Genomic DNA, 16,654 nt, shown 5'->3' on the forward strand with positions numbered 1-16,654 from the left:
TCATGAATACATTGATATCTTATCTACGTGAGCATTATCCTATCGACAGACTCGGCGATGTGACCTGGGCGCACGCGGTCAATAGCAAGGCCAGACTCAAGCGTTTCCTAAATGACCCGGAGACGATGGTGCTTGAGGCGGATATTTGCATTTCTCCGCGTGGCGATGCCGTCGCAGCTCATCCGCCCGTCAACGATAGCGACCTGAGCTTCGACGAGCTGGTGGAGGCGGTGGCGTCCTCCAAGCAGGGGATAAAGCTGGATTTCAAGGACGCAGAAATAGTCATTCCCTGTTTGGTAAAATTGAAGGAATTGAATCTATCGCAGCCAGTTTTACTAAATGCGGATATCTTTCAGGGAGGTGGTGGCTATCGGCCAAAGTTTAGTGCCGTTGGTTTCCTGGCTCTTTGCCGTAAGCTCTATCCCCAGGGCATTGTGTCACTTGGCTGGACCACCACATCTGGCCCCGACGCGGCCTATACAGGCGAGCATATCGATGAAGCATTGGAGCTATGTCGCGGTGTGCAGCAAGCGACTTTTGCGGTGAGGGCGAGCTTGCTGACTGCTTCCTGGCGTCATCTCGCTCGCCTCTTGCAATCGGAAGGATACTCATTGACGATCTGGAATGCAGAGCCAGTGGAGCAAGAGTTGCTGGTCTGGATGCGCGAAAACACCGATCCTACCCGCACGTTGTACGATCTGTCCGATCATGTAAAGAATCCTATCAGGGGTTGGTGACTGTAGTATCTTGATGAGCATGAAAGCTTGTTATTTCTCATGCTCATCAAATCAGGATTTTTCAGTTTTAATGAGATATTACATCTTTAGCTCGTACTTTTAGAAAGCACAAAACTGCGATAATCGACCATTCCTGTTTTGAGCCATCTATACATTTCTGAGCCTTGCTGAGCAGCGAAGTAGAAGAAGACCTTGCGGAGGAAGGGAGGAACTTTCTGCTCGATGAGTTGTTGTTTCCGTTCGTGGTCAAGATCCAGTGCTTTTAGCACATTATCGTTGATGCATGTATTGTTTAAAATGGTTAGCCCGGCATCCAGAAAGGACTTTTGCAATGTCACAATATTTTCCGAGTTACGATAGTCGGCAAAGAGCAGGTAGCCGCCTGGACGCAGAACTCTAACCGCTTCAGCGAGAAAGTGTTTCATGCGGCCATAACCATATGAAGACTCGATATTGATAATGACATCGAAGGTATTGTCTGCAAGCGGTAAATTTTCCGCGTCGCCTTGAAGAAAGTGCAACCCCTCTACATGATGGTAAAAGTTATTGCAGAAAGTAATCGCATTTTTTGAGATGTCCACTCCAGTCAAAGATTTTGGTTTGAGGTAGCGCTTCACATAAGATGCGCCGCCGCCGCGCCCGCAACCTACTTCCAGCACATCCAGCCCTTCTAGATCTATAGTATGAACGACGTGATGGTACATCTGAAGGCAGTAGTGGTTGTGAATATCTTCATCGTTGAGCGTAAGTTGTTCTGTATGAGGATCAAGAGAGACATAGCCGAGGTTCATACAGGTCATGTAGGCATCTTTGTCCAGGGCTGACAGGTATTGGAACCAGTTTCTAATGAGAAAGCGCCTGATATCTGGGGAGAGATAACAGGCAGCGTCAAAGAGTTGCGCGAGCATAGTGTTCTCCTTTCCCGTCTGGCATGTCTTTTTAAGAAATGTTGCATAAAGAAAGTGCTTGCCCTTCGCTGCTCTGATGGTCCCCCTTTCTGTCCAGCAGCAGTAGCAAAAGCATCATGAATGGTTACGTCCCATAATGTATGCGGACCCATAGTATTTATACGCTCGGATGAGGTAGTGAGTTATTTATAACCTCTACACTACGTTGGAGTGCCCATTGAGCCATTTGCCAATCGTGGTGGAGAATATTGTCATAGACCTCTGATAGCCCGATGCGCAGTTGATAACAGAGAAGACGCTCTCTATAATTAGATAAATGCGTTAAATGTGCTTCATAATATGTCGCTTGAGCCGCCATACAATCAAGCCATGTACTCCAAAAATAAGCCGTTGCCACATCGAAGAGCGGATCACCAAATTTGGCGCAATCCCAATCTAGCACTGCCGTAATGCGCGTGCCATCAGTGAGGATATTGTTTGAGCCAAAGTCGCCGTGAACAAGGTGGCGCTCTTCTGGACAATACTGGATAAAAGAGGTGAAAATAGCAATGATATCGTTGAGTGATGCCTGATCTATATGGCCCTTTGCATGGTCTTGATAGAAAGAAGCAGTATTAAGAATGGAGAGAAGATATTCTCTCCACGTTGCATATTGCCCCCGTCCGTCCGCATCGAAGTTGCCATATCCGCTGGTATGGGAAAGACCATACTCTTGTAAGGCCGACCAGATATCGGCGGTCGGTTGAACTAGCTGTTGGATGGCCTTGTGATCGACATCTTGCAGCGTCAGCCCTGGGACGTACTCGCTGATGCAAAATGCGTGTCGCTCATCAATGTGTCCAGGCTGGATAACTTCTGGGATGGGTATCCTGTCTGAATGGAAATTCTTGTAAGCATAGACATCTTTTTGAAAGCCTTCAATGGACCTGTTAACGCGAATGACATAGCCAGTTTCGCCCAGCGCAAACGAAAATGCCTGCGAGACCTCGCCCTCTTGCATGGGACGAACATCTTGTATCTCATGCGAGAAACGTTCCCTGAGAAACGCTTTCACTACTTGTACTGAAAGATTGGTCTTCTTCTCCATGATTGACATTATAGCCCAAAGAGCATGTCACCTGATTGCAGACACAATCAGGTGACATGCTCTTTGGGCTACGTTTTGAGTAAGGGCTACGATTGAGCGCTTGCAGGTTCGCCCTCTGGTGAGAGCGTAGTCCAGGAGAGACGCCAGCCTTCACGGAAGGCTACGAGCAGGCGCAGCGCTATCAGCGCGACCAGGGCCAGCAGCGCCAGGACCAGCATACCAAACGCGTAGGAGCCGCTCAACTGCTTGACACTGCCTAAGAGCGTTGGCAGGAAGAAGCCGCCCAGACCGCCGAAAGCTCCGACGATACCGGTGGCAATGCCGATCTCTTTGCGGAAGCGCTGCGGAACGAGCTGGAACACTGCTCCGTTGCCCATGCCGAGAATGCTGACACTGATGACGATGAGCCAGCCCATAATATTGAGCGGGAATAGGAACGAGGCCAGCGCGTAGAGCAGGGCAATCAGCGTAAAGAAGATGGTCAGCATGCGGATACCGCCGAATTTGTCTGAGAGGTAGCCGCCAAGCGGACGCAATGTACTACCCATAAAGGCTGCCAGAGCTGTGAGCGAGCCTGCATCAATAGCGCTGAGCTTATATTGCACGTTGAAGAAGATCGGTAGGAAGGTTCCCAAGCCAACGAAGCCGCCGAACGTCACGCTGTAGAACAGGCAGAACCACCAGAGATCACCACGTTTCAAGGCCACCAGATAATTGCTGATCGATTGGCCTTTCGGCTGGTTTGGGCTATCTTTTGCCAATAGTACGAAGACCAGGAACACTATCGCCAGAGGGATGATGCAGAAGCCCATCACGGCCTGCCAGCCAAAGCTGGCCGCGATACGTGGCGCGAAGTAGTTAGAGATCACCGTTCCGATATTGCCTGCCGCTGAAATGCCCATCACAAGCCCCTGCTGTTCCGGTGGATACCAGCGGCTGGCAAGCGGCAGTGCAACGGCGAACGAGGCACCCGAGACGCCAAGCATCAACCCGACCAGAATGATCAGGGGAAAGTTGATCGGGGCCAGCCAGCCCACCAGCAGCGGGATAAAGAGAAAGATCAGCATCAATGTGCCAACCAGTTTGCCGCTGTAACGATCACTCAACAACCCGATGAATATACGTGCTATAGAGCCGCTGAGCGTAGGGATAGCGACCATCAATCCCTTCTGAGCATCGTTGAGGCCAAGATCTTTCGTGATGTAGATTCCGAGCGCCCCCAACAGTACCCAGATGGTGAAACAGAGATCAAAATGAAGAAAGGAAGCCAGGACAGTAGCTGGTGAGCCTGAGCGCTTGACTGTTTGTATGTGCAAGCTGCACCTCTTTTCTGTTGTGTCTGGCTATGGGCCGCTTGATAAAAAGCGGACCAGCAATAGCCAGAAATATTCTGAGATAGACGAAAAACTATGCTAGCAATTACGCCATATACTCGGCGAGCGTCTTCACCAGATGCCCCATTTTGGGATGCTCTGGGATGACGTGGGGAGTCACACCGTACTGGTGCAGCACGCCGGTACAGGTGGGTCCAACAGAAGCGACAACGGTTCTACTCTGTAAAGCTGTCGTTAGCTCATGTGTGAGATGCATGTCTTCGGCGACGAGGAAAAGGTGGCGGATCTGGATCTGGCTGGTGAAGACAACGGCGTCTACATGCCCGTCGATAATTTCATGGACCAGTGTTTGCAGTGAGGTGAGATCTTCTGGCAAGAGCCATTCATAGAGACAGAGTTCTTCGATAGAAGCTCCTCTCTCCTTTAATGCACTCGTGAGCTGTTCGTTGCGCTCGCCATAATGGACCACGCCAACGACTTTGCCGTTAAGATCGAGCGTGAGCGTAGCCTGTAACAGTTCTTCGGTCGTGTATGGCTCTGCCGCGCTCAATGCAATAGGAATGCCCGCTCGCTTCAGCGCTGCACCCGGTTTGGGGCCGCGACTGACAACGGTGAGCTGCCGGAGCGCATCTTGCAGTTCGGCGAGCCTGCCGAGCTGCTCCGCCTGCTTGAAGAGCGCATTCACACCTACCCCTGTAAAAAACACTGCAATCGAAATCTTGCCCTGGGTGAGGTGATTGATAAAGGTCGTCACCTCGCTCTGACTCTCAATAGGAACCTCGCGGACCGCTGGTACGTTGTAGGGATTACCGCCATGACGACGTACCAGGTCCGCCATCTCGCTGCTCATGCGGGCTTCCAGCAGCGCAATTCGCGCGTCTTTGAAACCACTCATCTCATACTCCTCCTAATATGTTTGTCCAGATAGTGTTTAGAGATATGATACAGCGCACAAGCAAGCAAATCAGCAAACTCTCTCCAGTTGGTCCCTTAATTCACAGTGAGCAGGAGATCGCCCTGTTCGTTCACCGTGACCGTATAGGTTTTGAGCGCATCACAGGTGCTCCCCAGCGCCTCACCGGATACCAGATCGAATTTATATGAGTGCAGAGGACAGACTACCTTGTCGTCTCCTACGATGCCATCGGCTAGCGGTCCATTTTTGTGTGGGCAAGTCGCCTGCACCGCAAACACTTTGCCGCTGCGAGTATGGAAGATGGCAATCGCGGCCTCTTCTACCTGGAAGGTGCGCCCCTCTCCCTGCGGGATTCTAGCGAGAGGCCCCAGGTTGTAGATGACTTTGTTTGGTGGTAACACGATTGACATGATAGTTTTGCTCCTCTTTCTAGTGGGCTGGGATGATATTTGACTAGGATAAGGCCGGAATTTTCTCAACGACATTCAGGACTTGTGAAAACTGTGTCGGCGTAGCTGGTGTGACCGCTTCTTGCCAGGGATCGACGTAGGCATCGACGCTGGCCTGGATCGCCTCGTCCAGACGTTGACAGATGCCTTCGGAGTCCTCCACCAGCAATTGGCGTAGATGATCGATGCCCAGGCGCTCCACAAATGCCCAAGTGCGTTCCAGATATTTCGCGTTTTCGCGATAGTATTGCATGAAGCGTCCCATATAGAGGAGAACCTCGTCGTGCGATCCAACTGTACACAGAACGTCGCCTTTGCGCACCTGCGATCCTGCCGCGCCGCCGATATAGATCTCCCATTTGCCGCCCTCGATAGCGACCGCGCCTAGATCTTTGGTTGTGGCCTCCGAGCAGTTTCGCGGACAACCAGTGGTGGCGAGCTTCATCTTATGGGGAGATTCTATTCCCTGGAAGCGCTTCTCAATCTTGATGCCCAGCCCGGTGCTATCACCCACACCATAGCGGCAGAACTCGCTGCCCACGCAGGTCTTGCAGGTGCGGAACGATTTGGTATAGGCATGTCCCGATGGCATATCCAGCTCTTTCCAGACTTCGGGCAGCTTGTCTTTGGGGATGCCGAGCAGGTCGATGCGCTGTCCGCCAGTGATCTTCACCATTGGCACCTTATATTTATCGGCCACGTCCGCGATCCGGCGCAGTTGTTCCGGCGTCGTCACGCCACCGTAGATGCGCGGGACCACACTAAACGTGCCGTTGTTCTGAATATTGGCGTGGACGCGATCATTGATGAAGCGAGCATCGCGCTCGTCCTCGTAATCCTTGCCCCAGATCGTTTTGAGCAACGAGGCGAGGCCAACTTTGCTGCCTGCATCTTCTTTGCCGCCTGCCAGTGCTTGAAAAACAGCGGAGACGCTGCGTAGATTTTGCTGTTTGATCGCCTCGATAAGTTGCGGCTTGGCCAGCGGCACGCCTGGTACATAGTAGTGGATCGATGGATCGTCGACCATCACGCCATCGGAGGCAAACTCTAAGAGCGCCTGCACCTGCGATTTGCAGGAACCGCAGCCCGTCCCGGCCCGCGTCGCATCACATAGCATCTTGAGGCTACGCTTGCCGCTTTTCACTGCCGCCACAATCTGTCCCTTCGAGACGCCGTTACAGTTACAGATCTGCGCATCATCCGGCAGATCTGCGACGTTGAAGGCCGGAGCATCGCCGGAGAGCGGGAAGAGCAGTTCCGCACGATTCTCAGGGATTACCTCTTCTCGATCAAAAAGTTGAAGCAGGCGAGGGGTGGTTGCGTTCTCCCCTAGCATGATCGCGCCAACCAGTCGTCCTTTATTCACAATCAATTTCTTGTAGATGCCGCGCGATGGTTCAGAGTAGGTGACGATCTCATCGCTCTCACAGGTGCGCTCTTTCGCCCCCATCACAGCCAGTTCGACGCCCATGACTTTGAGCTTGGTGGAGACTTTGGAGCCTTGATAGGTGTTTTGTTCCTGCTTGTTGGTGAGAAGATCGGCGAGACAACGAGCCTGCTCCCAGAGAGGCGCGACCAGGCCATAGATACATCCGCGATGTTGCGTGCATTCGCCAATCGCGTAGATATCAGGTGTGCTGGTCGAAAGATCGTCAGCGATTACGATCCCGCGCTCAACGTGGATACTGGCCTCTTTTGCTAGCGTGATATTGGGACGAATGCCAGCCGAGATGACGCACATATCGCCCTCTAAGACCGAGCCATCAGAGAATAGCAGTCCCTCGAAGCGCTCGCTGCCCAGGGCCGCGACACTATTCTTTTCGAGGTGGAGATGTACTCCCATGTTTCGTAGCGTTTCGTGTAGCATCTCGCTGGCTGCCGGGTCCAGTTGCACGTTCATCAATTGTGGCAGTAGATGTATGACATGGACCTCCAGACCGCGATTGAGCAGACCCCGAGCTGCCTCAAGTCCCAGCAGACCACCGCCGATGACGATGGCTTTGTCGCACTGGCTGGAATAATTGGTCATGCTCTCGCAATCGTCGAGCGTGCGGAAGATGAACAGTCCTTCGCGGAACTGGCCGTCCTCTTTGTAGAGGTTTTTCATGGGCGGGATGAAGGGAGCGCTGCCCGTTGCAATCACCAGCTTGTCGTAGTGCTCAACGGTCCCGTTGTCAGCATAGACCATCTTTTCAGCAGTGTCGATGCGGGTGACGGGGCTGCCGCTGTGCAGGGTGACGTTGTTGTTTTTGTACCAGGCCAGCGGATTGATAAAGATATCCTGCGGATCGTGCGTTCCCGCCAGCACGCCGGAGAGCAGAATGCGGTTGTAGTTGCCATAGGGTTCATCGCCAAATACCACGATGTCAAAGTACTCATTGCCCTGACGTGCCACGACCTCTTCGATGAACCGAGCGCCAGCCATTCCGTTTCCAATAATCACAAGGCGTTGTTTCTGAGTCATTAGTTCTCCTCCATTGCATGTTCTACCGGCTCGATTCTGACCGCGCATATCTTAAACTCAGGCATGCGGCTTGTGGGATCTAGCGCCGGGTTGGTCAAGCGGTTCACAGAGAGATGCCCTCCCCAGTGGAAGGGCACAAAGATGGTATCTTCACGAATGCTACGCGTCACTTTCACTTTCAGCACGATGCTGCCACGCCTGGTGGAGAGCTTGACGAGATCTCCGTTGGCGAGTCGGTAGTGACGCGCCGTTGAGGGATGGATTTCGACAAATGGCTCCTCCATCATATCGTGCAGGCGCCCCACACGTCGGGTCTGACTGCCTGACTGATAATGTGTTAGCACGCGACCAGTTGTGAGGTATAGCGGATAATCCGCATCAGGTTCTTCTGCCGGCGCTGCATGCTTCACGACCGTAAAGCGTGCCCGTCCAGTGGGTGTTGGAAATGTTTCTTGAAATAGACGGGGCGTGCCAGGATGATCCTCGCTGGGACAGGGCCAGAACACTCCCTGCTGCTCCTCGATCCTCTCGTAGGTGATGCCCGAATAATCGGCGGTGCCACCGGCGCTAGCCTGACGTAGCTCATCGAAGACCTGCCGCGCATCGGTAAAGGAGAAGTATTGCCCCTTGCCCATACGCCATGCCAGTTCACAGAGGACATCGATCTCAGTTCGTACCCCTGGTGGCGGGTCAAACGCGCGTTTGCGCAAGATTACGCGGCCCTCTAGATTGGTCATGGTGCCTTCTTCTTCCGCCCATTGCGTCACCGGCAGGACGATATCGGCCAATTTTGCGGTTTCTGACAGGAAAAAGTCTGCGACCACCAGGAAATCGAGCTGCTTGAGCTTCTCCTCGATATGCAGCGCATCGGGTACGGAGACAGCGATATTTGATCCCATTACCAGCAGAGAGCGAATGCCGTTGTCCTGGCCGATAGATGTGAGCATCTCATAGGCCGATTTGCCGGGACCGGGCAGATCGCTTTCTTGAATGCCCCAGACCTGCGAGATATGCTCGCGTGCAATAGGATCATCGATCTTGCGATAACCCGGCAACTGATCCGCTTTCTGTCCGTGCTCGCGCCCGCCCTGACCGTTGCCCTGACCTGTGAGACACCCATAGCCACTGTATGGCCGTCCCATCAGCCCCAATGCCAGAGCAACGTTAATGTACGCCAGGGTATTATTGACGCCCTGGCTCTGCTGTTCGACGCCACGAGCGGTCAAGATCATCGCCGAGCGAGCGCTACCAAGCATACGAGCGGCCTGCACCAGTTGCTTTTCCGGTACGCCAGTAATGCGCTCGACGCGTTCGGGCCAGTAAGTCGCGGCTACCGCTTTAATTTGATCGAAATCGTCGGTGCGTGTGCGAATATAGTTTTGATCGATCAGGCCATCGCGAATAAGGATATGTAGCAAGCCATTTGCCAGCGCAGCATCGGTTCCAGGCATGAGCCGCAGATGTAGAGCGGAGGCGCGTGCAGTCGTTGAAGTGCGCGGATCAACCGTGATGAGTCGCCCACCACGATTCTGCTGCTGATCGATATACTGCATCATGGGTGGCATTGTTTCGGCGATGTTGCTACCAATCAGTAGTATTACCTCGGCGTGCGCAACGTCTTCTATCGGAAATGGTAGCCCCCGGTCGATGCCAAAGGCCCGGATAGAGGCAGCAGCGGCGGAAGACATGCAGAAGCGACCATTGTAGTCGATATGTTCGGTGCCTAATGCCACACGCGCAAACTTGCCTAGCAGATATGCCTTCTCGTTTGTCAGGGAGCCGCCGCCGAAGATACCGACCGCATGCGGGCCATAACGCCGCTGCTCTTCCTGAAAAGCCTGCACGATACGACTGAGCGCTTCGTCCCAGGTAATCGGCAAAAACGCTCCACTTGCCTGCCGAGCAAGCGGTGTGAGAAGGCGATCTGGATGAGAGAGCGTGGCTGGTGCGGTCCATCCTTTGATGCAGAGACCGCCCTGGTTGACAGGGAAGGTAGCATTGCCCGCCACCTTCGCTTGTTCGCGCGATCCCTTGAGATGGATACCACACTGAAAGGCACAATAGGGGCAATGCGTGGCGACATTCACCGGCTTGAAAGTATGATTCTTTTGAAACGCAACAGGCTTCTGCACGTTTTTCTCCCAGTATGATCGACTAAACGCTCTTTGTTCTCCCCCACAAGCGGCTTCGTCATCTGGGGTCTTCATCGTGTTGGCAACGCCTTTTGTACCAGAACTCTCTACAAGAGAAGATTGGTTACATGCAACACTGCCTGGAGGCGGTCCAGAACAATTCAAATTTGGTGTTTGTGTATTATGCACAAAATCATTGTGTGCTTATACATTATCACGCGGGAAATAGGATGTGAACTGATAAAAGTGCTAAAATGTTGCGCTGGACATTGTGCAAAGTGTATAAATTACGAAATGGAGAATGGTGATAAATCGGCCTGGGGAGCCGATTTATGGGCTAGTTGCAATATGATGAGGCTGGAGGATGATAATGGCAACTTTATACAAGACAGAGAGCTTCATTTTCATGAAGGAAGCAAGGCGTATAATGAAAATAGGCAAAGTGCATAAATTTGTTGACTATTGAATCGGCCCCACAAAAGTATCTGCATGCGTCTTCTAGAGCGGCTTAAAGGGTAGTTGGCAACTGCTGTCTTAAATAGAGGAGTCTGTGGCGTTCTATGGTAAAATAGCTATAAGCTGAAGGACTTTCTTGTAGAGACGGCATTTATTTGGTAAAGGGTAAACAGTGTGCCGATTCATGCAAAAGGGTGAGCAGTTATGAAAATACAATTATCGCAAGAAAGCCGTAAGGCTGCTTCCGGGTCTGCGTCGCAGTGGCGTGATCGCCTCTATGTGGCGATGATGCGCCGGATGACGGATCGTTCAAATGTATATGCGCTTCCAACAGAGGGTGAGAGGCGCTTCGTTTGCACCGGCTTTATTCTCAGCATGTTTAGTATTGTCGCGGCATTTTTTCCTATTTGTGGACTGCCGATTGCAATTACAAGCCTGGTGATGGGGCTGGTTGGTCGTCGTGTGCCTGGGCTGTACACAATGGCAACCTGGGCAGTGGCGCTGGCCGTCATCGGATTAGGGCTGACCCTGGTTAACATTATTATTGGCGTCAGCATTTATTTCAGTGCCTACGTGTGGGGGTAGGGCGCAGATCCCCACACAGCAGTTGCTTATGCAACCGAACCAGCGTGTATCGTGCCAAAGCGTGCCACCTGGAAGCGATTCAGCGCTACCGGGGGTGGTGTTTCACACACCAGGCTGCTGAGCAGTTCACCCAGCAATGGGCCGAACTTGAAGCCGTGTCCTGTGAGGCCGGTGGCGAAAACGATACGCGGATCATCAGGCAGATAGTCCAGAATGAAATCTTCATCCGGGCTGACATCATAAATGCATGAATCGACATGCGCAAGTTCGGCCTGCTCCAGCGCTGGTAGCAATGTTCGTAGCTTCCTTGCAATATGCGTCACTACCTGCTCATCCATATGTGGCATTTCATCAGGGTCTACCGAATTACCAAAACTATGAGAGGTGCCTTTAAGCCAGCCTGGACCATATCCTCCGCATGTACTATGGATAGGAAAACCATAGAGATCATCGGCCTGGAAAGCCGGGAACGTGTTGCGCTTGAAGGCAGTTGTAGGAAGATTGGCAAAGTAGAGGACATACTGACGCGTCAGGCGAACCGGCAGACGCTGATCTCCCAGCAGCCGGTGGACCCAGGGACCAGTTGCTATCACAACATGATCCGCTGCCAGCACGTCTCCCGTGTGGAGGTGTAATCGTACCGGGTACTGTCGATTGTCATGTGCAATACGCGTCACACGGACCTGCTCGCGGATGATCCCTCCCATGTCAAGTATCAACTCTTTCAGGGTATGTAAACAAAAAGAAGCATGTAAGATACCACCGTCGGTATTATAAGTAAATAATTCATACAGCTTTGTATTAAATTGAGGAAATTGTGTAATACATTCCTGTCGGGAAAGAGTCTTTACAGGAATTCCTGCCTCACGCAATACATGATAGCTTGCCCTGGTAACGGTATCGTTTTCGTGGCCCAGCGAGAGCAGGCCGGTTGGCGTATAAAGAATACGCCTGGATGTCCGCTCCAGACTTAGCCAGCGATTCAAACTGAGCTGAACCATCTGCGTATAGAGTCTGTCTGGCCCATACTCAAAACGGAGTAGGCGCGAAAGACCATGCGATGTCGAACGGCGGTGATCGACAACTGCCTGTTCCAAAACAGTGACCTGTTTCATGCCCTGCTTTAAGAGCGCGTAGGCTGTTGAGAGTCCGACTATGCCCGCTCCTACAATGACGATTTTTGGTTGGTACACGATTGTCGCTCGCCTCCTGTCGGTTTGTTCATACAGAGGAGTATAACAGACCTTCCATTTAAAATCAATCAAATGCAGAAATCATTCTTTGAGAAAATAATAAATTTAATTGAAAATACTTGCATGTCATTTGTAATTACAGTGTAATATCTTTGTGAACGATTGTGTTGTTGAAAAGCAATAACAAATGAAGATAGAATGAGTGCTGAGGTATAACATCTCATCGCTTTTGCGTAAGCTGATTTCATTCAAAAGTGGCTCTTATCGTCAGCGGTAATGGTGAAGCAAGCCTGTGCAGAAGCGCGTTCATACTGAACTATAGAATTCTACAGGGGAAATCAGGCAGAAAATATGACAAAAATAGCAACATCCTCGCTACAAAGGCTCTACATTGCACCATCAAGTCGTCTCGCAGGAACGCCAATCGTCCCTTCTTCTAAATATTACACGTTACGATATTTGTTAGCGGCAACACTGGCTGATGGCGAAAGTCGGGTATTTTTTCCGGCGGAAAGTGATGATAGCGAAGCCCTCTTTCGCGGTTGCCGGGCATTGGGCGCAGAATTATCATGGGAGGACGAACAACATACCGTCTTACATGTACGCGGAGTGGGTATACCCCACAATGACGGATCGGTGACTATTGACGTGGGCAATGCGGGGGCCGTTCTGCGCCTTTTGTTGGGATTGGGCGCTTTTTTGCCCGACGTGACCTTTGTGACCGATCATCCACAATCGTTGGGCAAGCGACCGAACCGCGAGTTGTTGGAGGCGTTGACCGCGCTAGGAGCCACGTGCGAGAGTAGCGACCCGGAGGGATATCTTCCTATCACCATACATGGCGGCAAGCTGCATGGCGGTGAGATTGCTATTTCTGGCGCGCGCAGTTCACAGTACCTCAGCTCGTTGCTTTTCCTTGCCCCTTTGATTGGGGAAACATTGGAGATCGAGGTTGTTGATGGTTTGAAATCGCAGCCGTTTGTACGCATCACGCTGGATATCTTGCGCATGGCGGGAATCGCCGTTGAGCATGATTCTGAGTTGCGCCATTTTACGATTGCTGGCGGTCAGCGCTACCAGCCGCGCGAGTATGTGGTGCCGGGCGATTATCCTTCCGCCGCTGCTCTGCTGGCTGCCTGTGCTACTGCCAGCGATCCGAGTAGCCTTTTGCAACTTGCTCGTTTGCAGCCCGGAGATGAAGTTGGTGAACCCCTGCTGGCCGCTTTTCGTGCTCTGGGGGCCGATCTTCAGGTTAACAACGATACTGTCACGTTGCGCGGTGGACGCCGCTTGCATGGAGCCGACATCGACGGAGACCAGATTATTGATTGTATCCCTGTGCTGGTTGCTGCGGCCTGTTTTGCTGAGGGGGAGAGCGTCTTTTACAATATTGAAAGCTTGCATTACAAAGAATCCGACCGCATTGACGATCTATGCGCCGAACTGCGGAAGGCCGGGTGCGCTGTCATGCCTCGCCAGGACTCCATCCTTGTGCAGGGCCGACCTCGCGGCATCGAAGGCGGCGTCGAGGTCGATGGGCATAGCGATCATCGTGTGCTGATGGCGCTTGCCATTGTCGCTTTACGCAGCCAGCGCGGTCTGACGCTGACTGGAGTAGAGCATATCGCCAAAAGCTATCCTCACTTCTTCACCGAACTGCAACAACTGGGCGCTGACATACAATTTATTTCGTAGTTGCGCGATAAATCGCGCTTTGCCTCACTTACTTCAAAGTTTGAGCAAAGCGCGATTTATCGCGCAACTACGAAAATACTCTAGCAATTACGCCTGGGCAATGCGAAACTGGCAGCGTTGTATCTCTCCGCTTTCGCAGTGGTTTTGTACCGAAATGCCCACTATTTCAGCGATAAATGCTTCGACGAGTTGACAGATGGCAGGATGGTTCTGTGCCGCCGTTGCCAGGGGGCAGGCGTGGCTATGAATACAGTAGCCGTTCTCGCACTGCTCAAGCTCCGCCATTCCTCCCATTTCGTTTAACGCCTCCACTGCAACATCGAGCCGCTGCTGCAACGTGCTGGAAGTGCTATCTCGCTGTGCAGCAAGTGCGCGACCGGTTTCTTGCAGGATCGTTTCTAGCTCTGCTGGCTCTAGCTGTTTTGCCAGGACCGCTAGCAGTCGTTGGAGAACCAGGCCATAAGCTTTGGGAAAGAGCTGCTCTGCTGCAGGAGTCAGATCATAGATATGGGCTGGTTTGCTGGTGCTGCGGCGCTCTCCTCGCTGTTGAACGATACCATCACGCTCAAGCGTGGTGAGATGGGTGCGCACGGCATTATCGGTAAGATCAAGCGCCTGCGCCAGTTCATCTACTGTGCGGCTGGCCCGGCGCAACAGCACTACAATGCGTCCACGCGTGCTGCTGAAAAAACGCTGATTCCAGTTCGTAATAGCCATCGTGAGAACCTTTCGTTGTTGCGACCACTATACAGAGTATGGCGCGGTTTGTCAAGAAAGTCAATAATTTCATTGACTTTCTTGACAAACTATGGTATGAAACATACATGATCTGGTCTTGTTGATTGATAAGTTCGCTGATGATGAGATTGCATCGAGTCCTGATGCATTTTCTCCACCTGGGAGGACAAAGTAATGTCTACATCTGAGAACGAAGCCGTTTCGACTCCTCGCCAACCAGCTCTAGAACGTTTTAGCGATGGATTGCAGCACGCAATTCAGGCAGTGATTGGTGCGCGTAGCAAACCGCCTCGACTCTTTCGTTCGCTGCTGAACGGAACCTTATTGGGCCACCCTTTACACCCGGCAATCACTGATATCCCCGTAGGTGCCTGGGTGCTGGCGGCAATTTTTGACATCATCTGGCTGATTGCTCCCGCTTTCTCTGCCTGGGCCGCGCAGGGCGCATTTGTGACGGTCATTGTTGGTCTGATTGGTGCCGTGCTTGCCGCCGTAACAGGCCTCGCCGATTGGAGCGATACTTATGGTGGTGAACGGCGCGTTGGTTTGTATCATGCTGGCCTCAACGTCCTGGCGGTGGTGCTGTACCTGGTCTCTTTTTTGTTGCGTTTGCCGGAAGGAGCGCGGGAGAATGTGGCCGCCGCCATTCTCGGTTTCCTGGGACTTATTGCGGTACTTGCTGCTGCCTATTTCGGTGGCGATCTCGTCTTTGTGAAGGGAACAAACATCAACCATACAGCGTGGGAGGCGGGCAATGAGGAGTACGAGGCCGTGATGCCTCTTGATGAGGTGGCGGAAAATAAGCTCTATCGCGTCATGGTGGGTGGCGTTCCAGTTGTTTTGCTCCGTCAGGGCTTGCAGTTGTACGCTATCTCCGCAACCTGTTCGCATGCTGGTGGGCCACTGGACGAGGGCACGCTGACCGGTGATGTCGTCGAGTGCCCCTGGCATGGGTCGCGCTTCTGTATGCGTGATGGGCGAGTCCTCACTGGTCCCGCGACGGTGGCGGCTCCCCGCTATGATGTGCGTGTGCGCAATGAGCAGATAGAAATCAAACGTCGAGAGAGCTAAAGTGCGATAGCGATAACTGGCTATTGGTAACTCCTATGAGCAAGAAGTGTGCGAGCAAGGTACAGGCATGGTTCGCACACTTCTTGCTTGCTGGAACAGGGCTTTCCAATTCTCCCATCTAGCGGGAGTGCAGAGGGCGGCAGCCCTTTGCCGGGGTGCGGGGTGTCCCCGAAAAAAACCTTTTTTCTTCTCTTTTGCGCGCCGCCGCAGGCGGCGCGCGAAGGAGGGAAGGAAACTGGGGACACCCCAGACCCCGGCAGGGAGACCCTGCACCCCTTTGAGCGGAGAACTGGAAAGCCCTGCTTGCTGGAATCAGGGGATGGAAATTATCGGGGTAGAATGATACAATACTCGAAGCTATTTCTGAGCTACGTGGCATAGAGGTTGAGCGGGATCACTTCTGCATCGTCCTGCAATGGATCAGAATTGTTTAAGAGGGACTCTTCTTGAGTTGCGCGTGGCGTGGAGGAAAGACTAGATAAAATCCATTGCGAAGCCGAAAGGAAGAGGCTGTGTATAGATTTAAAGGCTTTGATAGTGCTGAGTGTGGTGATAGCATGTCCGCGCTTGAGGCAATCGTCAATGCCTGGATGGAAGGGGAACATCCGCGCATTCGCCATGTGTGTCAGAGTATGCGTGGTGAGCATATTTTGCTGACGTTTGTATATGAGGACACAAAACAGTTGGAGCAACGCGTCTCCTCACACGCTCAGACTGGCGTGACCGGTGGATATCAGCGCTTTTTTGATGAGGATCTCTCCGATGATCGCCCCACCAGTCCGCGTATTCCAGCGACGCCGCCGCCCATGCATTAGCTGTATTGCATGGATAAAAGATCACGTGATAGTTCAGTGGTATCCACAGGCTTTCATAGGTGCGTGTGTACAGC

Annotated in this window: 14 protein-coding genes; 5 read left to right on the forward strand and 9 right to left on the reverse strand. The window is 52.5% G+C overall.

Annotation, left to right across the window (positions count from 1 at the left end; translation table 11 throughout):
* Positions 1-2 precede the first annotated feature (2 nt).
* Positions 3-737 carry an FAM151A/B family protein gene (locus K3T83_RS27845; protein WP_220206181.1) on the forward strand — a complete coding sequence of 245 codons (735 nt, stop codon included), beginning with the start codon at positions 3-5 and terminating at the stop codon, positions 735-737.
* Positions 738-823: 86 nt separating this feature from the next.
* Here the strand turns inward: K3T83_RS27845 and K3T83_RS27850 are convergent, their stop codons facing one another.
* From K3T83_RS27850 to K3T83_RS27880, 7 genes are all read right to left on the reverse strand, one after another.
* Positions 824-1,645 carry a class I SAM-dependent methyltransferase gene (locus K3T83_RS27850; RefSeq protein ID WP_220206182.1) on the reverse strand — a complete coding sequence of 274 codons (822 nt, stop codon included), beginning with the start codon at positions 1,643-1,645 and terminating at the stop codon, positions 824-826.
* Positions 1,646-1,802: 157 nt separating this feature from the next.
* Positions 1,803-2,741: a phosphotransferase family protein gene (locus K3T83_RS27855; protein ID WP_308441692.1), complete on the reverse strand. Its 939-nt coding sequence runs from the start codon at positions 2,739-2,741 to the stop codon at positions 1,803-1,805.
* 77 nt (positions 2,742-2,818) lie between these two features.
* Complete coding sequence (locus tag K3T83_RS27860; protein WP_220206184.1) at positions 2,819-4,048, reverse strand: nitrate/nitrite transporter; 1,230 nt, start codon at positions 4,046-4,048, stop codon at positions 2,819-2,821.
* A 103-nt stretch (positions 4,049-4,151) separates the two neighbouring features.
* Entirely contained in the window at positions 4,152-4,961 is an 810-nt protein-coding gene (locus tag K3T83_RS27865) for a uroporphyrinogen-III synthase (RefSeq protein WP_220206185.1), read from the reverse strand.
* 95 nt (positions 4,962-5,056) lie between these two features.
* Positions 5,057-5,392: a nitrite reductase (NAD(P)H) small subunit gene (locus K3T83_RS27870; RefSeq protein WP_220206186.1), complete on the reverse strand. Its 336-nt coding sequence runs from the start codon at positions 5,390-5,392 to the stop codon at positions 5,057-5,059.
* A 43-nt stretch (positions 5,393-5,435) separates the two neighbouring features.
* Positions 5,436-7,895, reverse strand: a complete 2,460-nt coding sequence (nirB, locus tag K3T83_RS27875) for a nitrite reductase large subunit NirB (RefSeq protein WP_220206187.1) — start codon at positions 7,893-7,895, stop codon at positions 5,436-5,438.
* On the reverse strand, positions 7,895-10,102 hold the full coding sequence (locus K3T83_RS27880; protein ID WP_220206188.1) for a molybdopterin oxidoreductase family protein: 2,208 nt from the start codon (positions 10,100-10,102) through the stop codon (positions 7,895-7,897). Before K3T83_RS27880 ends, nirB begins: the two co-directional genes overlap by 1 nt.
* A 585-nt stretch (positions 10,103-10,687) precedes the next feature.
* Here K3T83_RS27880 and K3T83_RS27885 point away from each other — a divergent pair.
* A complete protein-coding gene (locus tag K3T83_RS27885) occupies positions 10,688-11,068 on the forward strand; it encodes a hypothetical protein (protein WP_220206189.1) in 381 nt (126 codons plus the stop codon).
* A 26-nt stretch (positions 11,069-11,094) separates the two neighbouring features.
* On the opposite strand, the gene K3T83_RS27890 is transcribed toward K3T83_RS27885, so the two are convergent.
* Entirely contained in the window at positions 11,095-12,261 is a 1,167-nt protein-coding gene (locus K3T83_RS27890) for an FAD-dependent oxidoreductase (protein ID WP_220206190.1), read from the reverse strand.
* Positions 12,262-12,612: 351 nt separating this feature from the next.
* Here K3T83_RS27890 and aroA point away from each other — a divergent pair, with 351 nt between their 5' ends.
* The gene (gene aroA / locus K3T83_RS27895) at positions 12,613-13,956 is read left to right on the forward strand and encodes a 3-phosphoshikimate 1-carboxyvinyltransferase (protein ID WP_220206191.1); all 1,344 of its coding nucleotides are present in this window, start codon (positions 12,613-12,615) and stop codon (positions 13,954-13,956) included.
* Positions 13,957-14,043: 87 nt separating this feature from the next.
* On the opposite strand, the gene K3T83_RS27900 is transcribed toward aroA, so the two are convergent.
* The gene (locus K3T83_RS27900; protein ID WP_220206192.1) at positions 14,044-14,673 is read right to left on the reverse strand and encodes a helix-turn-helix transcriptional regulator; all 630 of its coding nucleotides are present in this window, start codon (positions 14,671-14,673) and stop codon (positions 14,044-14,046) included.
* 195 nt (positions 14,674-14,868) lie between these two features.
* Between K3T83_RS27900 and K3T83_RS27905 the strand changes: the two genes are divergently transcribed.
* Together K3T83_RS27905 and K3T83_RS27910 are read left to right on the forward strand one after the other, a co-directional pair.
* Entirely contained in the window at positions 14,869-15,765 is an 897-nt protein-coding gene (locus tag K3T83_RS27905; protein WP_220206193.1) for a Rieske (2Fe-2S) protein, read from the forward strand.
* A 512-nt stretch (positions 15,766-16,277) separates the two neighbouring features.
* Complete coding sequence (locus K3T83_RS27910; RefSeq protein WP_220206194.1) at positions 16,278-16,580, forward strand: hypothetical protein; 303 nt, start codon at positions 16,278-16,280, stop codon at positions 16,578-16,580.
* Positions 16,581-16,654 lie beyond the last annotated feature (74 nt).

This window comes from Reticulibacter mediterranei, from assembly GCF_016587455.1.

Excerpts from the sequence above, each read along its gene's own strand:
- K3T83_RS27845 (WP_220206181.1), top strand. The coding sequence starts at position 3 with ATGAATACATTGATATCTTATCTACGTGAGCATTATCCTATCGACAGA.
- K3T83_RS27850 (WP_220206182.1), bottom strand. The coding sequence starts at position 1,645 with ATGCTCGCGCAACTCTTTGACGCTGCCTGTTATCTCTCCCCAGATATC.
- K3T83_RS27855 (WP_308441692.1), bottom strand. The coding sequence starts at position 2,741 with ATGTCAATCATGGAGAAGAAGACCAATCTTTCAGTACAAGTAGTGAAA.
- K3T83_RS27865 (WP_220206185.1), bottom strand. The coding sequence starts at position 4,961 with ATGAGTGGTTTCAAAGACGCGCGAATTGCGCTGCTGGAAGCCCGCATG.
- K3T83_RS27870 (WP_220206186.1), bottom strand. The coding sequence starts at position 5,392 with ATGTCAATCGTGTTACCACCAAACAAAGTCATCTACAACCTGGGGCCT.
- nirB (WP_220206187.1), bottom strand. The coding sequence starts at position 7,895 with ATGACTCAGAAACAACGCCTTGTGATTATTGGAAACGGAATGGCTGGC.
- K3T83_RS27880 (WP_220206188.1), bottom strand. The coding sequence starts at position 10,102 with ATGAAGACCCCAGATGACGAAGCCGCTTGTGGGGGAGAACAAAGAGCG.
- K3T83_RS27885 (WP_220206189.1), top strand. The coding sequence starts at position 10,688 with ATGAAAATACAATTATCGCAAGAAAGCCGTAAGGCTGCTTCCGGGTCT.
- aroA (WP_220206191.1), top strand. The coding sequence starts at position 12,613 with ATGACAAAAATAGCAACATCCTCGCTACAAAGGCTCTACATTGCACCA.
- K3T83_RS27900 (WP_220206192.1), bottom strand. The coding sequence starts at position 14,673 with ATGGCTATTACGAACTGGAATCAGCGTTTTTTCAGCAGCACGCGTGGA.
- K3T83_RS27905 (WP_220206193.1), top strand. The coding sequence starts at position 14,869 with ATGTCTACATCTGAGAACGAAGCCGTTTCGACTCCTCGCCAACCAGCT.